The organism is Streptococcus mitis, assembly GCF_047464965.1.
Taxonomy (GTDB): domain Bacteria; phylum Bacillota; class Bacilli; order Lactobacillales; family Streptococcaceae; genus Streptococcus; species Streptococcus mitis_DU.
This window is the reverse complement of the sequence record NZ_JASHAT010000004.1, coordinates 92,630-107,546: the sequence shown is the minus strand read 5'-3', so window position 1 is coordinate 107,546 and position 14,917 is coordinate 92,630. Positions and strand designations below refer to the sequence as shown.

The following is a 14,917-nucleotide window of genomic DNA, read 5'->3' as shown; positions in this document are numbered from 1 at the left end:
ACAGATTATCTTGATTTTTGAAGAGTATTAGCACATTTTGTTCAACATATCGACCCTGATTTGGTGACGTCCACCATCGTATTTACCGTTAACAAATCCTTTAGCGATGTTTTTAGCCAATTCATCACCAACAAGTTGTGCACCCATAGTGATCATACGTGAGTTGTTGTGACCACGAGTCATATAAGCTGAACGTTCGTCAGATACTTCTGCAGCAACCATTCCTTTGATCTTAGTTGCGACCATAAATGGACCAGCTCCATAAGCATCAATCACGATACCAAGGTTTTGTTCTTCTTTGTTTACTTCTGCAGCAACAGCAAGAGTCACATCAACAAAGTCTTGACCTTCAGCTGTAACATCCACAACGTGGAAGTTTTCTTTTTCCAAGAAGTCTTTCACAACTTCTTTCAATCTCAAACCTGCAGCATCTGCACCGATAACAATAGACATATTGTATACTCCTTTTATTTTTCTAGGCTAGTAAAACCTTTTATAGTTAACAGTTTACCTACAAAAGCTTTCTAGCAGTTTATTGACAAATTGGATTGAATGAGATGAATGACACCTTATTCAAGTTTAGGAAATCAGTTTCCTAGAAATAATCTTTCTCCACGAAAGAGAATATAACAAGTGATTGTTTGTTTGTGACAAACATCATTTGTTGCTTACAAACATAATATACTCCTATTTCTTAAAAAAGTCAACAATTAATGTTTGTTTTTGTGTTTTTTTAACTAAAAAATTTCGATGTCAAAACCAATTTGATCCACTTGACCAGGTTCTAGGAGGCGAACATTCTTCTTATCTTCTAGATGATCTCCTTCTTCAAGAGATGTTGACAAGCCAGACCATGGTTCAAAAGCAATGAAAGGACCCTTATTCAAAGTTGACCAGATAATGAGATTTGGAAACTCTGCAAAGTGCACTTTCAATCCCTTATCATGTTTACGAGAACGAAGGGCAATTGTTCTAGATTGCAATTCATCTAAGGTGACTGCATCAGTGCTGAAAAGATCATAGCTGAGGTCTAATTCTTTTTGACCTTCTAGCCATGGACTTCTATCTTGAAAATCCAGCATACCTGTTTCTGGGAAAGGACGTGGAACAGAGCAAGTCTCTTCTTTCTCAAACTCTAGATAATAATCTTCATAGACTTCATCATCCAGTAGAGGACAATTAAATCCTGGATGTCCACCAATAAAGTAAGGCATGACCTTGCTAGTTTCTTTATTGAAAATCTTGTATTGAGTTCGTACTGTCTTGCCAGTAAGGCTATAAGTGATTTCTAGGCGGAAATAATAAGGGTAGTTCTGATAGCTATTCTCATCGTCTTCAATTGCAAAAGTTACACTATTATCTGTCTGTTCAACTAATTCAAATTCTTTCTTACGAACCAAACCATGACGAGGAATCTTTCCTTTGCTTTCTTGCCCCTTCTCATCTATATAGAGGGCTGTATCCTCTCTCAAAGAACCACAAATGGGGAAGAGAACAGGAGCTTGTCCACTCCAATAAGTGGCATCCCCTTGCCACAAATACTCCAGTCCCTCAGTATCTTTTATAGAAGAAAGAGCCCCACCAAAACTGTTAAATTCAACTCTTAATTGTTCTGATTTTAATTCAATTACCATTATTTTCTCCGATTTCTTGATAGTTTATAAAAAACTAGGCTGTCACTCCTATCAGGAAAATGACAACCTAGCTTTAACAATTTACATTTTATAGGAGCGCATTATTTTGCTTTTGCTGCGTACTCTTCGTTACGTTTGATCATTTGTTTTCTGTACCATGCAAAGATACCGATATAGAATACAAGGAAGACTACAGCACCAAGGATTGCTTTGATATCACCTGTTGTAGTGTTACCAATTGTCCAACCAAGAAGTTTTTCGATTGGTCCTTCAAGAGTTGAGTGAGTGATCAATTGAGTTTCGCTCACACCTGCTGGGAAGGCACCTACACCTTTAGCAAGTTCTGTTGCAAATGGTGCGATAAGTGTACCTGAAAGAAGGAAGAGTGGCAACAAGAGTGTTCCGAAGATAATCATACGGAGCAATTTACCACGTGTTACAACCAAGAGAGCTGGAGTAACACCCATAGCGATGATACCTGCAAGTGGCAAGATACCATTTCCGACTTTTGAAAGAAGCACAGCTTCGATCAACATGATTGGTGCAAGTACGTTGGCACAAGCCCAGATTTCAGCACGACCAGCGATGAATGGCCAGTCAAGACCGATATTAAATTTACGTCCTTGAAGACGTTTAGTAGCAACGTTTGTAATACCTTGTGAAAGTGGTTCTACGGCAGCGATGAACCATGAACCGATGAGTGAGAAGAGTTCCAAAGATACACCGGCTGTCAAACCAAGAGACAACCAACCTTTAATAACTAATTGCCAGTTTGCTGCATCTTCTACGCCAGCAACTGGATGTGGAGTACCCATCAAACCGATAACGATACCAAGGATGAAACCGATGAAGAATTTAGATCCCCAGAAACCGATTTTCTTGTTCAATTTAGCAGCATCAAAGTCATATTTATCAAGACCTGGGAAGAATTTTTCAAAAATCTTATCCAAAACCATGATAACTGGGTTCATCATGTAGTTCATGTGAGTTGAAGTCATTGGTGATGAACTTGGTGCGTTAAGAAGGTCATCAAATGTAGGTTTCATCAAATCAGAGTTGATGATTTTAAGAACACCTACAAGGACAACTGCTGCAGTGGCGATGAAGAGTGAAACCCCTTGGCTTACACCGTTGTTGTCTGCATACCATTTAATCAAAAGACCTGTGATAGACAAGTGCCAGATATCGAAGATATCAACGTCAAGTGTATCAGTTTTCTTCATAGCAAGCATCACTACGTTGACAATCAACATGATGAGCAAGAAGTAAAGTGTCCAAGCAGATCCCCAAGTGATTGTAGCAAGTGGTGCCCAACCAACGTCAGTGATGTTCAATTGAATACCAGTATTTTCAACGAATTTTGCAAGTGATGCTGAGAAAGCACCATTCAGCATACCGATGATAGCACCGATACCAGTAAGAGCGATGGCAAGTTTGATACCACCTTCAAGTGCTTTGGAGAATTTCACTCCAAAAAGTAGAGCCAATACTGTCAAAATGATCAGCATGATGATTGGCCCACCCATATCCAAGATAGGTTTGAACAGCTTATTGGCTAGTTCGATAATGACATCCATAATAGTTCCTCCCTTTTTATAGTTATATGAATGTTAACAAATTAAAATTAGCTTAACCCGTGTTCTTTGATAGCTGCTTCAATATTATCAAATACGGGAGCACTCATTGCTGGGATACGGAATAAGATTGGTCCAGCTTCGATAACTGGAATACCTGGGTCAAAACCAAGATCTGTTGCAGCAATTGGTGTAAAAATGTCATAACCTTTGATAAGGTCTTCATTAACGTCTTTTACCATAACTGCATCACAGTGAACATCAAAACCGCGGTTTGAAAGTTCTTCTTCAAGAGCACTTTTAATTTGGTGGCTTGAGTTAACACCTGCACCGCAGGCAGCAAGAATTTTAATCATATGGATTTCCTCCGATTTAATATTTTTAATAGACAAAATTAAGCAATTGCTTCAGCAATATAAGCATAGAGGGCTTCTGGTTCAGAAATTTTTGATAGGTCTTCAAGATGACTATTTCCAGTAAAGAAGTCCATCAACTGAGCAAGAATGTTCGTTTGACTTGAACTTGAGTTATTAATGATAAAGAAGAGCAAGGATACTTCTACTTCCTTATCTGGCGCAATCATATTGTGGAAAGTCACTGGTTTTTCTAATCGAACGACCACAACTTTTTCGGCTAGATTATGAACAATATCTGTGTGAGGAATAGCCACATTCGGCAAATCCTTACCCAAAAATTCCATATCTAGGCCAGTTGGAAATGACTTTTCACGCGTGATCAAGGCTTCACGATAAGTTGGAGTTACGATTTCTCGTTCTTCCAATAAAGTAGCAACCTGATCAAAGAGATGTTCTTGATTATCCGCTTCTAAGCAAAACACAAGGTTTTTGTCAAAGAAATGATCTAATCCCATAAGGTTTTCCCTTCTTTCCATTAACTTTATGCTATAAGTATAACACTATATGAAATCGTTGTCAATAATTTTTTGTTGTTTTTTGTCCTTTTTTTTGATTATTTTGTTTATTTTTTATCTTTATAAGCAAAACAAACATTTAAAACAAACACTTTAAACGATTTAATCCTATTATAAATGCAAAAAAACAGGCCTATTTAAGCCTGTTTTACTATTGATTCTTATGTAAGTTTCCTGTGAACAAGAAAAACAATTATGATAACTTATTCTTCATCCATGCTCAAGACGCTAAGGAAGGCTTCTTGTGGAACTTCTACTGATCCGATAGCTTTCATGCGTTTCTTACCAGCTTTTTGTTTTTCAAGCAGTTTACGCTTACGAGAAACGTCACCACCATAACATTTAGCAAGTACGTTCTTACGAAGGGCCTTGATATCAGTACGAGCGACAATCTTCTGTCCAATAGCTGCTTGAATTGGCACCTCAAATTGTTGGCGAGGGATGATTTTCTTAAGCTTATCAACGATGAGTTTTCCGCGTTCGTAGGCAAAGTCCTTGTGAACGATAAAGCTAAGGGCATCCACCTTGTCTCCATTGAGAAGGATGTCCATTTTGACCAGCTTAGAGGGGCGATACTCTGACAATTCGTAGTCAAAGCTTGCATAACCACGTGTTGAAGACTTAAGCTTATCAAAGAAATCAAAGACGATTTCAGCCAGTGGAATTTGATAGATAACATTGACACGGTTATCATCAATATAGTCCATAGTCACAAAGTCACCACGCTTGCGCTGAGCTAGCTCCATTACAGCTCCTACGAACTCCTGTGGTACCATGATTTGCGCCTTAACATAAGGCTCTTCAATGGTCGCAATCTTGGTAGGATCTGGGAACTCAGATGGGTTAGATACATCCATAGACTCACCGTCGGTCAAGTTAACCTTATAGATAACGGATGGTGCAGTCATGATCAAGTCAATGTTGAACTCACGTTCCAAACGTTCTTGAATAACATCCATATGAAGGAGACCCAAGAATCCACAACGGAAACCAAAACCAAGAGCTTGCGATGTTTCGGGTTCAAACTGAAGACTAGCATCGTTCAACTGCAATTTTTCAAGAGCTTCACGTAGGTCATTGTATTTATTTGACTCGATTGGATAAAGACCTGCGAAAACCATCGGATTCATCTGCTTGTATCCAGATAGGGGTTCTGAAGCAGGGTTTGCCGCCAAGGTAACTGTATCACCGACACGAGTGTCTTGAATAGTCTTGATAGATGCAGCGATATATCCAACGTCACCAGTAGCAAGGAAATCACGACCAACTGCCTTGGGTGTAAAGATACCGACTTCCGTAACATCAAAAGTCTTGCCATTGCTCATAAGCTGAATCTTATCGCCAGGTTTGACCACCCCATCCATGACACGCACTTGAAGAATAACTCCACGGTAAGCATCATAAACAGAGTCGAAAATCAAAGCCTTAAGTGGTGCCGTCACATCACCTGTTGGCGCTGGCACTTTTTCTACGATTTGCTCTAGAATTTCTTCGATGCCAATACCAGCCTTAGCAGAAGCCAAAACTGCTTCACTGGCATCCAAACCAATGACATCCTCAATCTCAGTACGCACGCGCTCAGGATCTGCAGCTGGCAGGTCAATTTTATTAATGACTGGCATGATTTCCAAATCATTGTCCAAGGCCAGATAAACGTTGGCAAGGGTTTGGGCCTCAATCCCTTGGGCAGCATCGACGACCAAAATCGCTCCCTCACAGGCAGCTAGCGAACGTGAAACTTCATAGGTGAAGTCTACGTGCCCCGGCGTGTCAATCAAGTGGAAAATATAAGTTTCCCCATCTTTAGCAGTATAATTCAGCTCGATGGCATTCAACTTAATGGTAATCCCACGTTCTCGCTCTAAATCCATGCTATCCAAAAGCTGTGCTTGCATTTCACGGCTTGAAACGGTCTCTGTCTTTTCCAAAATGCGGTCTGCTAGAGTTGATTTCCCGTGGTCAATATGAGCGATAATAGAGAAGTTACGGATCTTCTCCTGTCGTTTTTTCAATTCTTCTAAGTTCATGATTCTCTTCCTTTCAGGGTATCTATTTATTATAAATTGTTTTTGACATTTTGACAAGACCATACCCTGCTAGGAGTACTAATCTTCAGCAACAAAGCCGTCATTCTCAATAAAGTGGTGTTCTGTCATTCCTTGGTCAGTAAAGACAATCCCATGAAGGACACCACCATAAACAGCTCCTCCATCCATTCCAATCTTGCCATCTTCTGTAGTCCAAAGCTCAGCAGTACCACGCTCTTGCTTTAACAAACCATAGACCGGTGTATGGCCAAAGACAATGATTTTTCCAGTATGATTTTCTGCTTCGTGGAATGGTTTTCTAAGCCATACTTTCTTGTAATCTGTGGTTTCATGCCAGTCGTCTAAGGTCAAATCAATACCTGCGTGCACAAAGATATACTTGTCTGTCTCTACCACAAATGGCATTTGACGAATAAATTCGACCAAGTCTGCTGCTTCAGTAGCAACACGCTTGGCATCCTCAACTCCATCAACCGGTGCATCCAAAGGACGACCTAGGATAGAGTTAATGGTTGTATCTCCACCATTGCGACGATAGTGATCATAGCTTTCTTCTGGATCATCTAGCCATGTCAAAAACATATACTCATGATTTCCTGACAAACAGATAGCCCCTTGATTATCCACTAAGTCCTTAACCATCTCTAGAACACGGCGACTATCTTCACCACGGTCAATCAAATCCCCTAGAAAGAGTAACTGGGTCTGACCATCCCAGGTTTTGAGAAGGTCTTCCAGCATCCCAGCTTTTCCGTGAACATCTCCAATTACATAATAGTCTGTCATCTTATTTCTCCCTGTTTCTCAACAATTCTCTGGCTTGCGTCAGGGCTGCTTCCGTCACATCATCACCTGCCAACATCTTAGCAACTTCTTCCACTCGCTCTTCAACCGTCAAGAGACGAACAGTCGAAACCGTTGAATGCTCATTGCTAATCTTCTCAATAAAGAATTGATAATCCGCAATCGCAATCACTTGTGGCAAATGGGAAATAGCCAGAACCTGACCATGCTGACCAATTTTATGAATTTTCTGTGCAATAGCCTGAGCTACACGACCTGAAACTCCCGTATCCACCTCATCAAAGACAATGCTGGTCTTGCCTTCTTTACGTGAAAAGGCAGACTTAATGGCTAGCATGAGACGAGATAATTCCCCACCAGATGCAACCTTAACCAAGGGTTTAAAATCTTCGCCAGGGTTGGTTGAAATATAAAACTCAACCATTTCATTTCCCTCACGACTGAATTTGCCCTTGCTAAAACGAACCTGAAACTGAGCTTTTTCCATATAGAGGTCTTGCAGTTCTTGTTTAATCTCTGCTTCTAGCTGCTGAGCCAAGTCATGACGAGCAGAGGCAAGCTGACCTGCCAAATCAATAAGATTGACTTCTAATTTCTTGAGCTCTGCTTCCATGTCCTCAGACGAAAGGTTATTTCCTGTCAAGAGATTGTATTCTTCCGTAATCTTGGCAAAATAAAGCAAGACATCATCAACAGTCCCACCGTACTTACGGGTAATAGTATGAAGGAGATCCAAACGATTCTCGATCTGCATGAGACGATTACCATCAAAATCAAGGTCCTCAATGATTGCTTCCAAACGTTTGCTAATGTCTTCTAAGACATAGTATGTCTCAGACAAAGAGCTTGAAATTTCACGGTATTCAGGGTCGTACTCTTCAACACTTTCCATGTCATTCATGGCTGAACGAACATTAGCCAGACTTGAAAAATCTTCATTGTCCAACATACTGTAGGCATTGGTCAGTGTATCCGCAATGTTTTTATGGTTGAGAAGTTTCTCTCGCTCTTGATTGAGAGATAAGTCTTCACCAGCTTGCAAGTTTGCTGCCTCAATCTCTGCCATTTGAAATTCCAACATTTCAATACGAGCCTTGTGTTCCTGTTGGTTTTTCTTGACTTCCAGAACCTGCTTACGCATTTTACGATAGGCATCAAAACTCGTTTGATAGGTTTCTTTCAAGGCCCAAAAAGCTGCGTCACCAAATTCATCCAACATCTGAATATGCAGTTGAGGCCGCATTAACTCTTCTTGGTCATGCTGACCATGTATATCCACCAGATGTTGCCCAATAGCACGCAAAACAGACAGATTAACCATCTGACCATTGACACGACTAATACTCCGACCATTTTGCAAGATTTCCCGACGGATGATAATTTCATCCCCCATTTCTAAACCTTGCTCATCAAAAATTTCCTGTAAAAGGCGACTATTCTCAACTGAGAAAAGCCCCTCTATCTCTGCCTTTGGCGCACCATGACGAATAACATCTGTCGTCGCACGAGCTCCCAACATCATATTCATGGCATCAATGATAATTGACTTCCCTGCACCCGTTTCACCAGTCAGGACAGTCATACCTTTCTCAAAATTGAGGGAAATAGCCTCAATAATGGCAAAGTTTTTTATCGAAATTTCAAGTAACATACAGACCTACCAATTTTTTACTTGTTCAAAGATTTCCTCAGCTAGACTTTCACTTCTTGCAATGACTAAAATCGAGCTATCATCAGCTAAACAGCTAAAAATCTTGTCCGCAAAAGTCTCAATTAACTGAGCTTTTACAAAAGCTGTATTTCCTGGAATGACTTGGAGATTGATCATCTTATCCATCAATTCAGCCGATTCGATATTGTCTTCAGCCAGTTGCAAACTTTTTACGATTGATTTTGGCAATTCATAGACATAGGTGTTGTCTCTCAAAGGGATTTTGACAATACCTAGTTCTTTGATATCTCGTGATACCGTCGCTTGAGTGGCAGTGATGCCTGCTTCTTTCAAATGTTCTACAATTTCTTCTTGTGTACCGATTTGATAATCTGTCACAAATCGTCTAATTTTTTCAAGTCTCTCTTTTTTATTCATTTTTAAATTGACTATGCGCCCTCTCTACTACTTCTTCAATCTCAGCAAGAACCTGATTGCTTGCTGACTCTTCTTTTTTCAAATACACTAAAAACTCAATATTTCCATGACCGCCTTGGATAGGAGAAAAATCCAATCCAAGGACTGAAAAACCTTCCTCTACTGCCATAGTTGTGACAGATTCAAGAACATTCTGGTGAACCTTGGAGTCTCGAATGATTCCATTTTTCCCAATCTGCTCACGACCTGCCTCAAACTGAGGTTTGACAAGTGCTACCACCTGACCTTGATCAGCTAGCACTCGGTGCAAGGCTGGAAGAATCAGACTGAGGGAAATGAAACTCACATCAATACTGGCAAAGCTCGGTTCCTGCTCGAAATCAGTCTTTTCAGCATAGCGGAAATTGAACTGCTCCATGCTGATAACCCGTGGGTCTTGGCGTAATTTCCAAGCCAACTGATTGGTACCGACATCGACTGCAAAGACCAACTCGGCACCATTTTGCAACATGACATCGGTAAATCCTCCAGTAGAGGCCCCGATATCAATCGTTGTTGCCCCTTCCACTGACAATTCAAAGACCTGCAATGCCTTTTCCAGTTTCAAGCCACCACGGCTAACATACTTGAGTTTTTCACCCTTGAGTTTCAGCTCGGTGTCATCTGGGATTTTCTCTCCTGGTTTATCAAAACGTTCTCCATTCAGAACTGCTACGACTAGACCAGCCATGACACCGCGCTTGGCCTGTTCTCGCGTTTCAAACAAGCCCTGTTTATAAGCTAGTACATCCACTCTTTCCTTAGCCATTGATTCTCAAACTTTCTACTACTTTTACAATCGATTCTATCTCAAAAGCTACCTGCTGGGCAATTTCTTCTAATTTTGCATTAGCTTGATCCAAGGTTTGGTTACAAAAGGCAATAGCCTCTTCCAAGCCCAACAAAGCAGGATAGGTTGATTTTTCTGCCTGCAAATCCTTTTGTGGTGTCTTACCGATCTCCTCAAAACTAGCTGTCACATCCAGCACATCGTCTCGAACTTGAAAAGCAAGTCCAATCAATTCACCTACAGTTTTAAGTTTTGCCTGCATTTCAGGTGCCAATTCGGCTATAATAGCAGCTGCTTGGAAGGGATAAGCTAATAGTTTTCCAGTCTTATTAGCATGAATAGTCTGGAGTTCTTCCAAAGACAAATGCTGATGTTCACCCTCCATATCCAAAACCTGTCCTGCAACCATGCCCAGACTACCTGAAGCAAGAGATAGGTTGGCAATCAAGTCCACCTTGATCTGACTTGGCAAATCTGCCTGCGCTATCAAAGCATAAGGATCTAGGAATAAAGCATCTCCAGCCAAAATGGCCATAGCTTCACCGAATTTCTTATGGTTGGTCAAACGCCCTCGACGATAATCATCATCATCCATAGCTGGAAGATCATCATGAATCAAGCTCCCGGTATGAATCATTTCCAAGGCAGCAGCCACCTGCGCGTGAGCAGGTTTAATAGCGACCTGCAAGGCTTCCAAAACTTCTAACAAGAGAAAAGGCCGAATACGCTTGCCACCAGCATGAATGGAATAGAGAACAGACTCTCGCAAACTAGAGGAAAACTGCTGGTCTCCATAAAAATCTTCCAAGGCTGACTCGACAAGAGCTAATTTTTCTTGCTTTTTCATTCAAAATCACTTTCTGTTCCGTCTTCTTGCATAACCTTGACCAAGGTCTTTTCAGCCTTGTCCAGCGTCGCTTGGAGCTCTTTTGACAAGACCATGCCCTTTTGAAAGGCTGCAATCGCATCTTCCAAAGCAATTTCACCATTTTCCAAACTTTGGACAATAGTCTCCAGTTCTGCAAGATTTTCCTCAAATTTCTTTTGTTTTGACATCTTTAACCTCTAATTCTACTTGACCATCTCGCATCAAAAGCGTCACTTGGTCTTTTTTCTTCAAACTCTCAACCGAATCTACAACGGACTCTTCTTTTTTGACAATAGCATAACCACGCGCCACGATTCGGCTAGTATCCAACATCAACAAGGCTTCCGAAAGTCGCTTCACTTCAGCAACCTTGGCATCATAAACCAGCGCCATTTGGCTACGGAGGAGCTTGTCCAACTGACCTAGACGGTCTTGAGAGCGTTGAATTTTGGTAACAGGTGATAATTGAACCAGTCGATGTGTCCTTGCTTGAACGACTTGTTTGTTATCAGAAATCCGTGTTCGCAAACTTTGTTTTAAGCGTAGTTGCAGTTGATCCAAGCGTTGCATATAACCGTCATACAAGCGCTCTGGCTGTCTAAAGATAACAGACTGACTGCATTTTTTTAAAGCTTCTTGTTTCTTCGATAGGACATTTCGGACTGCTGTTGCCATCCGCTTTTCCTGATTTTGCAAATGAGCTAATACATCCAACTTGGTCACAGGTGTTGCCAGTTCAGCTGCAGCCGTTGGTGTTGCAGCTCGTCGATCTGCAACAAAATCTGCCAAGGTCACATCCGTCTCATGTCCCACACTAGAAATAACTGGCAAACGAGACTCAAAAATAGCTCGTACCACAATTTCCTCGTTAAAAGCCCAGAGATCCTCTATGGAACCTCCGCCACGACCAATAATCAGCAAGTCCAAATCGTCCCGTTGATTAGCTCGCACAATATTTCGAGCAATTTCCTCCGCAGCCCCTTCACCTTGAACCTTGGTCGGATAGAGAAGAATATCGACACCTGGAAAGCGCCTGCTGACGGTCGTGATAATATCTCGAATAACGGCTCCACTGCGACTGGTTACTACACCAATTCTCTTAGAAAATTGGGGCAGAGGTTGCTTGAACCTCTCTTGAAACAGGCCTTCTTCTGCCAATTTTTTCTTGAGTTGTTCAAACTGAATCGCAAGCGCCCCAACCCCATCAGGCTCTGCCTTTTCAATGATAATGGAGTAGCTTCCACTTGGCTCATAGACCTGCACACGCCCAATCACATTGATCTTCATCCCTTCTTCCAGGTCGAAACCTAATTTCTGATAAATTCCAGACCAGATGGTCGCTTGAATAACTGCATGGTCATCTTTTAGGGAGAAATATTGGTGAGTAGGTCGTTTACGAAAATTGGAAACTTGACCAGTTAAATAGACCCGTTCCAAGTAAGGGTCTTTATCGAATTTCATTTTCAGATACTTGGTCAAAGTTGTTACCGATAAATACTTTTCCATCTCCACCTACTATTCATTTTCTTGCTCTTTCATGGGTATTATTATACCAAAAATATGCCTAAAAATCTCCATTTATGTACCATTATGAGGGAAAAATAAAAAAGGAGGCAAAGCCTCCACATCTGATTATTTGCTGTTTCGAGCTTCTTCCAAAATCTTTTCAATCTTGGTTGTCAACAGGTCAATAGCCACGGTATTGCTGACCCCTTCAGGAATGACGATATCAGCATAACGCTTGGTTGGTTCGATAAACTGATGATACATAGGTTTAACCACACCTAAGTACTGGTCAATGACGCTATCAAGGCTACGGCCACGCTCTTCCATATCACGCTTGATCCGACGAATAATGCGCACATCATCATCTGTATCCACAAAAATCTTAATATCCATCAAATCGCGCAGGCGCTTATCCTCCAAGACCAAAATCCCCTCAACGATAAAGACATCTTGAGGTTCTTGACGATAGGTCTTGCTACTTCGTGTATGCTCTGTATAGTCGTAAGTCGGAATGTCCACCGGACGCCCTGCCAACAATTCCTTAATCTGCTCGATCATCAAGTCTGTATCAAAGGCAAAAGGATGGTCGTAGTTGGTTTTGACACGCTCTTCAAAGGTCAAATGAGACTGATCCTTGTAGTATGAATCATGCTCAATCATGGAAATCTTTTCATCAGGAAAATGCGATAAAATGGCTCTTGAAACACTGGTCTTACCACCACCAGAACCACCTGTCACTCCGATAATGATTGGTCTATTTTGCATGCTATCCTCCGTTTTTTTATCCGTCGTCTATTCTATCATAATTTTTGCAAAATTTATAGTCTGGTTTGAATAGTCTAGGGGAAACAACACTCCCTACACCCCAGTTAGATCAGCTAAAAACCTTCCTTGGCTTGTATAAATTGTCTCGCTTTTCTAGAATAGCTAGTAATTTATCATCTTCAAAGGCAGCTAATTCTTGTTCTGTTTGTTCGAGCTCTATAAAACGACCAAAGCGTACTTCTGTAGCCTCTTCTTGAGTTAGGAAAACTTTGACAAGGTCGCCTGTCCCAATCTCTAAAGGATGGAGAAAGTCCAGTTGACCAGCCTCTACTTTTTCAGCAATTTCTTCCAAGGTAAGAGCATCTTCTAGCTGTAAACCAGCTGCACTAGTTCGAGTCAGATGAGACATATGGGCCGCATAGCCAAGTTTTTCTCCCAAGTCAACCGATAAGGTACGAATATAGGTTCCCTTGCTACATTTTACACGAAAAGTGAATCGTGCGAGGTGATCCTCATAAGAAATCGGACTTGTTCGTTCAAATTGATAAATAGTCACCTGACGTTCTGGGCGCTCTACTTCCTGTCCAGCACGCGCATACTCATAGAGCTTGCGACCATTGACCTTAACAGCAGAATACATAGGCGGAATCTGGGTAATAGGCCCAGTCAAGCTCGTAATTACTTCATCAACAAGCTTTTCATCCAAGGGCGATAAAACAGGTGTCTCTGCGACCACTTCCCCACTGGCATCCTCAGTCGTCGTGGAATAGCCCAGAGTGATTTCCCCCTCATAGACCTTGCCCTCATCCTGCATAAACTCGACCATGCGGGTCGCCTTGCCAACTGCAATGGGTAAAACACCCACCACATCCGGATCCAAGGTCCCACCATGACCGATTTTCTTAGTTCCCAAAATTTTACGCAGTTTAAAAACCGCATCATGCGAGGTCATCCCCGCTTCTTTTTTTAAGTTGATAATACCGTTCATTTTTGCTTTCTAATTCCCTTTTCACTTTACATCAACATATTCTATCTTAGACAGATTTTAAAACTATATCAGCTTATTTTTCTAAATACTTCCTAGCTTCCTGAACATAAAAGAGCTCTGGATTTTCATGGACGATACTTTCAAACAAACTACGGGCACGAGCTTCATCTCCTTTTAATTGGGCATTGAGAGCGCCGTAATAAGAAAACATGATTCGAGCTAGCTTACTTTCTGGCTCAGTAATGTTAAAGTAGTCGTTCACTTCTTTATTGAACACAATATCTTTTATGGCTTGGGCTTGAGCAACAAGTGTAGCTTTGCCTCCTTTAAAATCTGGCGCCTTGGACAATTGTTCCTCAAAGAAAGCAATATCTTGCACATCTTGGAGATGAATGGAAACTGTTAATAGTTCAAAGCTTGATATTAAAAACGCAGGGGTTCTGAATCTCTTCCAAATTTTTTTCAAATCATATTTGGACATATTTTCCTTGGCAGCTTGAAAATCTCCTTTTAAATAAGCCACTCGACCTTGGATAATTTGGTAATTCTCACGATATGTTGCCCTAAAGGGCTTAATAGATTTTTCTGATTGAACTCTTAACATGTCTTCATATAGCTTAAGATCAATAGAATCGTGTAACACTAGAACAATAACTTTTCTAGATACAAATCTTAAATAAAATACAAAGACGAGAACTAAAAAGTCAATAACTAATAATATGAGTCCCAATATTTCCAAATTGCTTTGAAATATTAAAAATACTGCCATCACATAAATATCCAAGACTAAAAATAAGCAAATTAGAATAACCCTATCAAGTTGTAAAAGAGTGTTTTCTGTCGCCCTACTTACTATTTTTTTTACTAATTTCATATATTAC

At 40.9% G+C, this 14,917-nt stretch carries 16 protein-coding genes; all 16 read right to left on the bottom strand.

The annotated features are described in order from the left end of the window. Positions 1 to 27: 27 nt before the first annotated feature. A complete protein-coding gene (gene lacA / locus QM408_RS03715) occupies positions 28 to 453 on the bottom strand; it encodes a galactose-6-phosphate isomerase subunit LacA (protein ID WP_000029277.1) in 426 nt (141 codons plus the stop codon). Between the two features lie 284 nt (positions 454 to 737). Next, positions 738 to 1,634 carry an aldose 1-epimerase family protein gene (locus QM408_RS03710; RefSeq protein WP_023948151.1) on the bottom strand — a complete coding sequence of 299 codons (897 nt, stop codon included), beginning with the start codon at positions 1,632 to 1,634 and terminating at the stop codon, positions 738 to 740. A gap of 101 nt (positions 1,635 to 1,735) precedes the next feature. Beyond that, complete coding sequence (locus tag QM408_RS03705) at positions 1,736 to 3,211, bottom strand: PTS galactitol transporter subunit IIC (RefSeq protein WP_000382513.1); 1,476 nt, start codon at positions 3,209 to 3,211, stop codon at positions 1,736 to 1,738. 47 nt (positions 3,212 to 3,258) lie between these two features. Further along, entirely contained in the window at positions 3,259 to 3,564 is a 306-nt protein-coding gene (locus tag QM408_RS03700) for a PTS sugar transporter subunit IIB (RefSeq protein WP_000590547.1), read from the bottom strand. Between the two features lie 38 nt (positions 3,565 to 3,602). After that, on the bottom strand, positions 3,603 to 4,079 hold the full coding sequence (locus QM408_RS03695) for a PTS sugar transporter subunit IIA (RefSeq protein WP_000521976.1): 477 nt from the start codon (positions 4,077 to 4,079) through the stop codon (positions 3,603 to 3,605). A 263-nt stretch (positions 4,080 to 4,342) separates the two neighbouring features. After that, entirely contained in the window at positions 4,343 to 6,166 is a 1,824-nt protein-coding gene (gene lepA / locus QM408_RS03690) for a translation elongation factor 4 (protein ID WP_414373640.1), read from the bottom strand. 78 nt (positions 6,167 to 6,244) lie between these two features. After that, entirely contained in the window at positions 6,245 to 6,973 is a 729-nt protein-coding gene (locus QM408_RS03685; protein ID WP_024057651.1) for a metallophosphoesterase family protein, read from the bottom strand. A 1-nt stretch (position 6,974) separates the two neighbouring features. Continuing rightward, positions 6,975 to 8,642 carry a DNA repair protein RecN gene (gene recN / locus QM408_RS03680; protein WP_261150449.1) on the bottom strand — a complete coding sequence of 556 codons (1,668 nt, stop codon included), beginning with the start codon at positions 8,640 to 8,642 and terminating at the stop codon, positions 6,975 to 6,977. Between the two features lie 6 nt (positions 8,643 to 8,648). Next, a complete protein-coding gene (locus QM408_RS03675; RefSeq protein ID WP_020900686.1) occupies positions 8,649 to 9,080 on the bottom strand; it encodes an arginine repressor in 432 nt (143 codons plus the stop codon). Beyond that, positions 9,073 to 9,888 carry a TlyA family RNA methyltransferase gene (locus QM408_RS03670; protein WP_414373637.1) on the bottom strand — a complete coding sequence of 272 codons (816 nt, stop codon included), beginning with the start codon at positions 9,886 to 9,888 and terminating at the stop codon, positions 9,073 to 9,075. The genes QM408_RS03675 and QM408_RS03670 overlap by 8 nt, the downstream gene beginning before the upstream one ends. Continuing rightward, positions 9,881 to 10,756: a polyprenyl synthetase family protein gene (locus tag QM408_RS03665; RefSeq protein ID WP_049499390.1), complete on the bottom strand. Its 876-nt coding sequence runs from the start codon at positions 10,754 to 10,756 to the stop codon at positions 9,881 to 9,883. Before QM408_RS03665 ends, QM408_RS03670 begins: the two co-directional genes overlap by 8 nt. Next, a complete protein-coding gene (locus QM408_RS03660; protein WP_000043226.1) occupies positions 10,753 to 10,965 on the bottom strand; it encodes an exodeoxyribonuclease VII small subunit in 213 nt (70 codons plus the stop codon). The genes QM408_RS03665 and QM408_RS03660 overlap by 4 nt, the downstream gene beginning before the upstream one ends. Then, entirely contained in the window at positions 10,943 to 12,283 is a 1,341-nt protein-coding gene (xseA, locus tag QM408_RS03655; RefSeq protein ID WP_414373634.1) for an exodeoxyribonuclease VII large subunit, read from the bottom strand. The genes QM408_RS03660 and xseA overlap by 23 nt, the downstream gene beginning before the upstream one ends. Before the next feature lie 126 nt (positions 12,284 to 12,409). After that, positions 12,410 to 13,048 carry a uridine kinase gene (gene udk / locus QM408_RS03650; RefSeq protein ID WP_001181377.1) on the bottom strand — a complete coding sequence of 213 codons (639 nt, stop codon included), beginning with the start codon at positions 13,046 to 13,048 and terminating at the stop codon, positions 12,410 to 12,412. A 109-nt stretch (positions 13,049 to 13,157) separates the two neighbouring features. After that, positions 13,158 to 14,036, bottom strand: coding sequence for a tRNA pseudouridine(55) synthase TruB (gene truB, locus QM408_RS03645; RefSeq protein ID WP_141230846.1), 879 nt, complete (start codon positions 14,034 to 14,036; stop codon positions 13,158 to 13,160). A gap of 73 nt (positions 14,037 to 14,109) precedes the next feature. Further along, complete coding sequence (locus tag QM408_RS03640; protein WP_000780008.1) at positions 14,110 to 14,910, bottom strand: hypothetical protein; 801 nt, start codon at positions 14,908 to 14,910, stop codon at positions 14,110 to 14,112. Positions 14,911 to 14,917: the final 7 nt, after the last annotated feature.

Bases quoted from the DNA above. Each gene is read 5' to 3' on its own strand.
- lacA (WP_000029277.1), bottom strand. From the start codon at position 453: ATGTCTATTGTTATCGGTGCAGATGCTGCAGGTTTGAGATTGAAAGAA.
- QM408_RS03710 (WP_023948151.1), bottom strand. From the start codon at position 1,634: ATGGTAATTGAATTAAAATCAGAACAATTAAGAGTTGAATTTAACAGT.
- QM408_RS03705 (WP_000382513.1), bottom strand. From the start codon at position 3,211: ATGGATGTCATTATCGAACTAGCCAATAAGCTGTTCAAACCTATCTTG.
- QM408_RS03700 (WP_000590547.1), bottom strand. From the start codon at position 3,564: ATGATTAAAATTCTTGCTGCCTGCGGTGCAGGTGTTAACTCAAGCCAC.
- QM408_RS03695 (WP_000521976.1), bottom strand. From the start codon at position 4,079: ATGGGATTAGATCATTTCTTTGACAAAAACCTTGTGTTTTGCTTAGAA.
- lepA (WP_414373640.1), bottom strand. From the start codon at position 6,166: ATGAACTTAGAAGAATTGAAAAAACGACAGGAGAAGATCCGTAACTTC.
- QM408_RS03685 (WP_024057651.1), bottom strand. From the start codon at position 6,973: ATGACAGACTATTATGTAATTGGAGATGTTCACGGAAAAGCTGGGATG.
- recN (WP_261150449.1), bottom strand. From the start codon at position 8,642: ATGTTACTTGAAATTTCGATAAAAAACTTTGCCATTATTGAGGCTATT.
- QM408_RS03675 (WP_020900686.1), bottom strand. From the start codon at position 9,080: ATGAATAAAAAAGAGAGACTTGAAAAAATTAGACGATTTGTGACAGAT.
- QM408_RS03670 (WP_414373637.1), bottom strand. From the start codon at position 9,888: ATGGCTAAGGAAAGAGTGGATGTACTAGCTTATAAACAGGGCTTGTTT.
- QM408_RS03665 (WP_049499390.1), bottom strand. From the start codon at position 10,756: ATGAAAAAGCAAGAAAAATTAGCTCTTGTCGAGTCAGCCTTGGAAGAT.
- QM408_RS03660 (WP_000043226.1), bottom strand. From the start codon at position 10,965: ATGTCAAAACAAAAGAAATTTGAGGAAAATCTTGCAGAACTGGAGACT.
- xseA (WP_414373634.1), bottom strand. From the start codon at position 12,283: ATGGAAAAGTATTTATCGGTAACAACTTTGACCAAGTATCTGAAAATG.
- udk (WP_001181377.1), bottom strand. From the start codon at position 13,048: ATGCAAAATAGACCAATCATTATCGGAGTGACAGGTGGTTCTGGTGGT.
- truB (WP_141230846.1), bottom strand. From the start codon at position 14,036: ATGAACGGTATTATCAACTTAAAAAAAGAAGCGGGGATGACCTCGCAT.
- QM408_RS03640 (WP_000780008.1), bottom strand. From the start codon at position 14,910: ATGAAATTAGTAAAAAAAATAGTAAGTAGGGCGACAGAAAACACTCTT.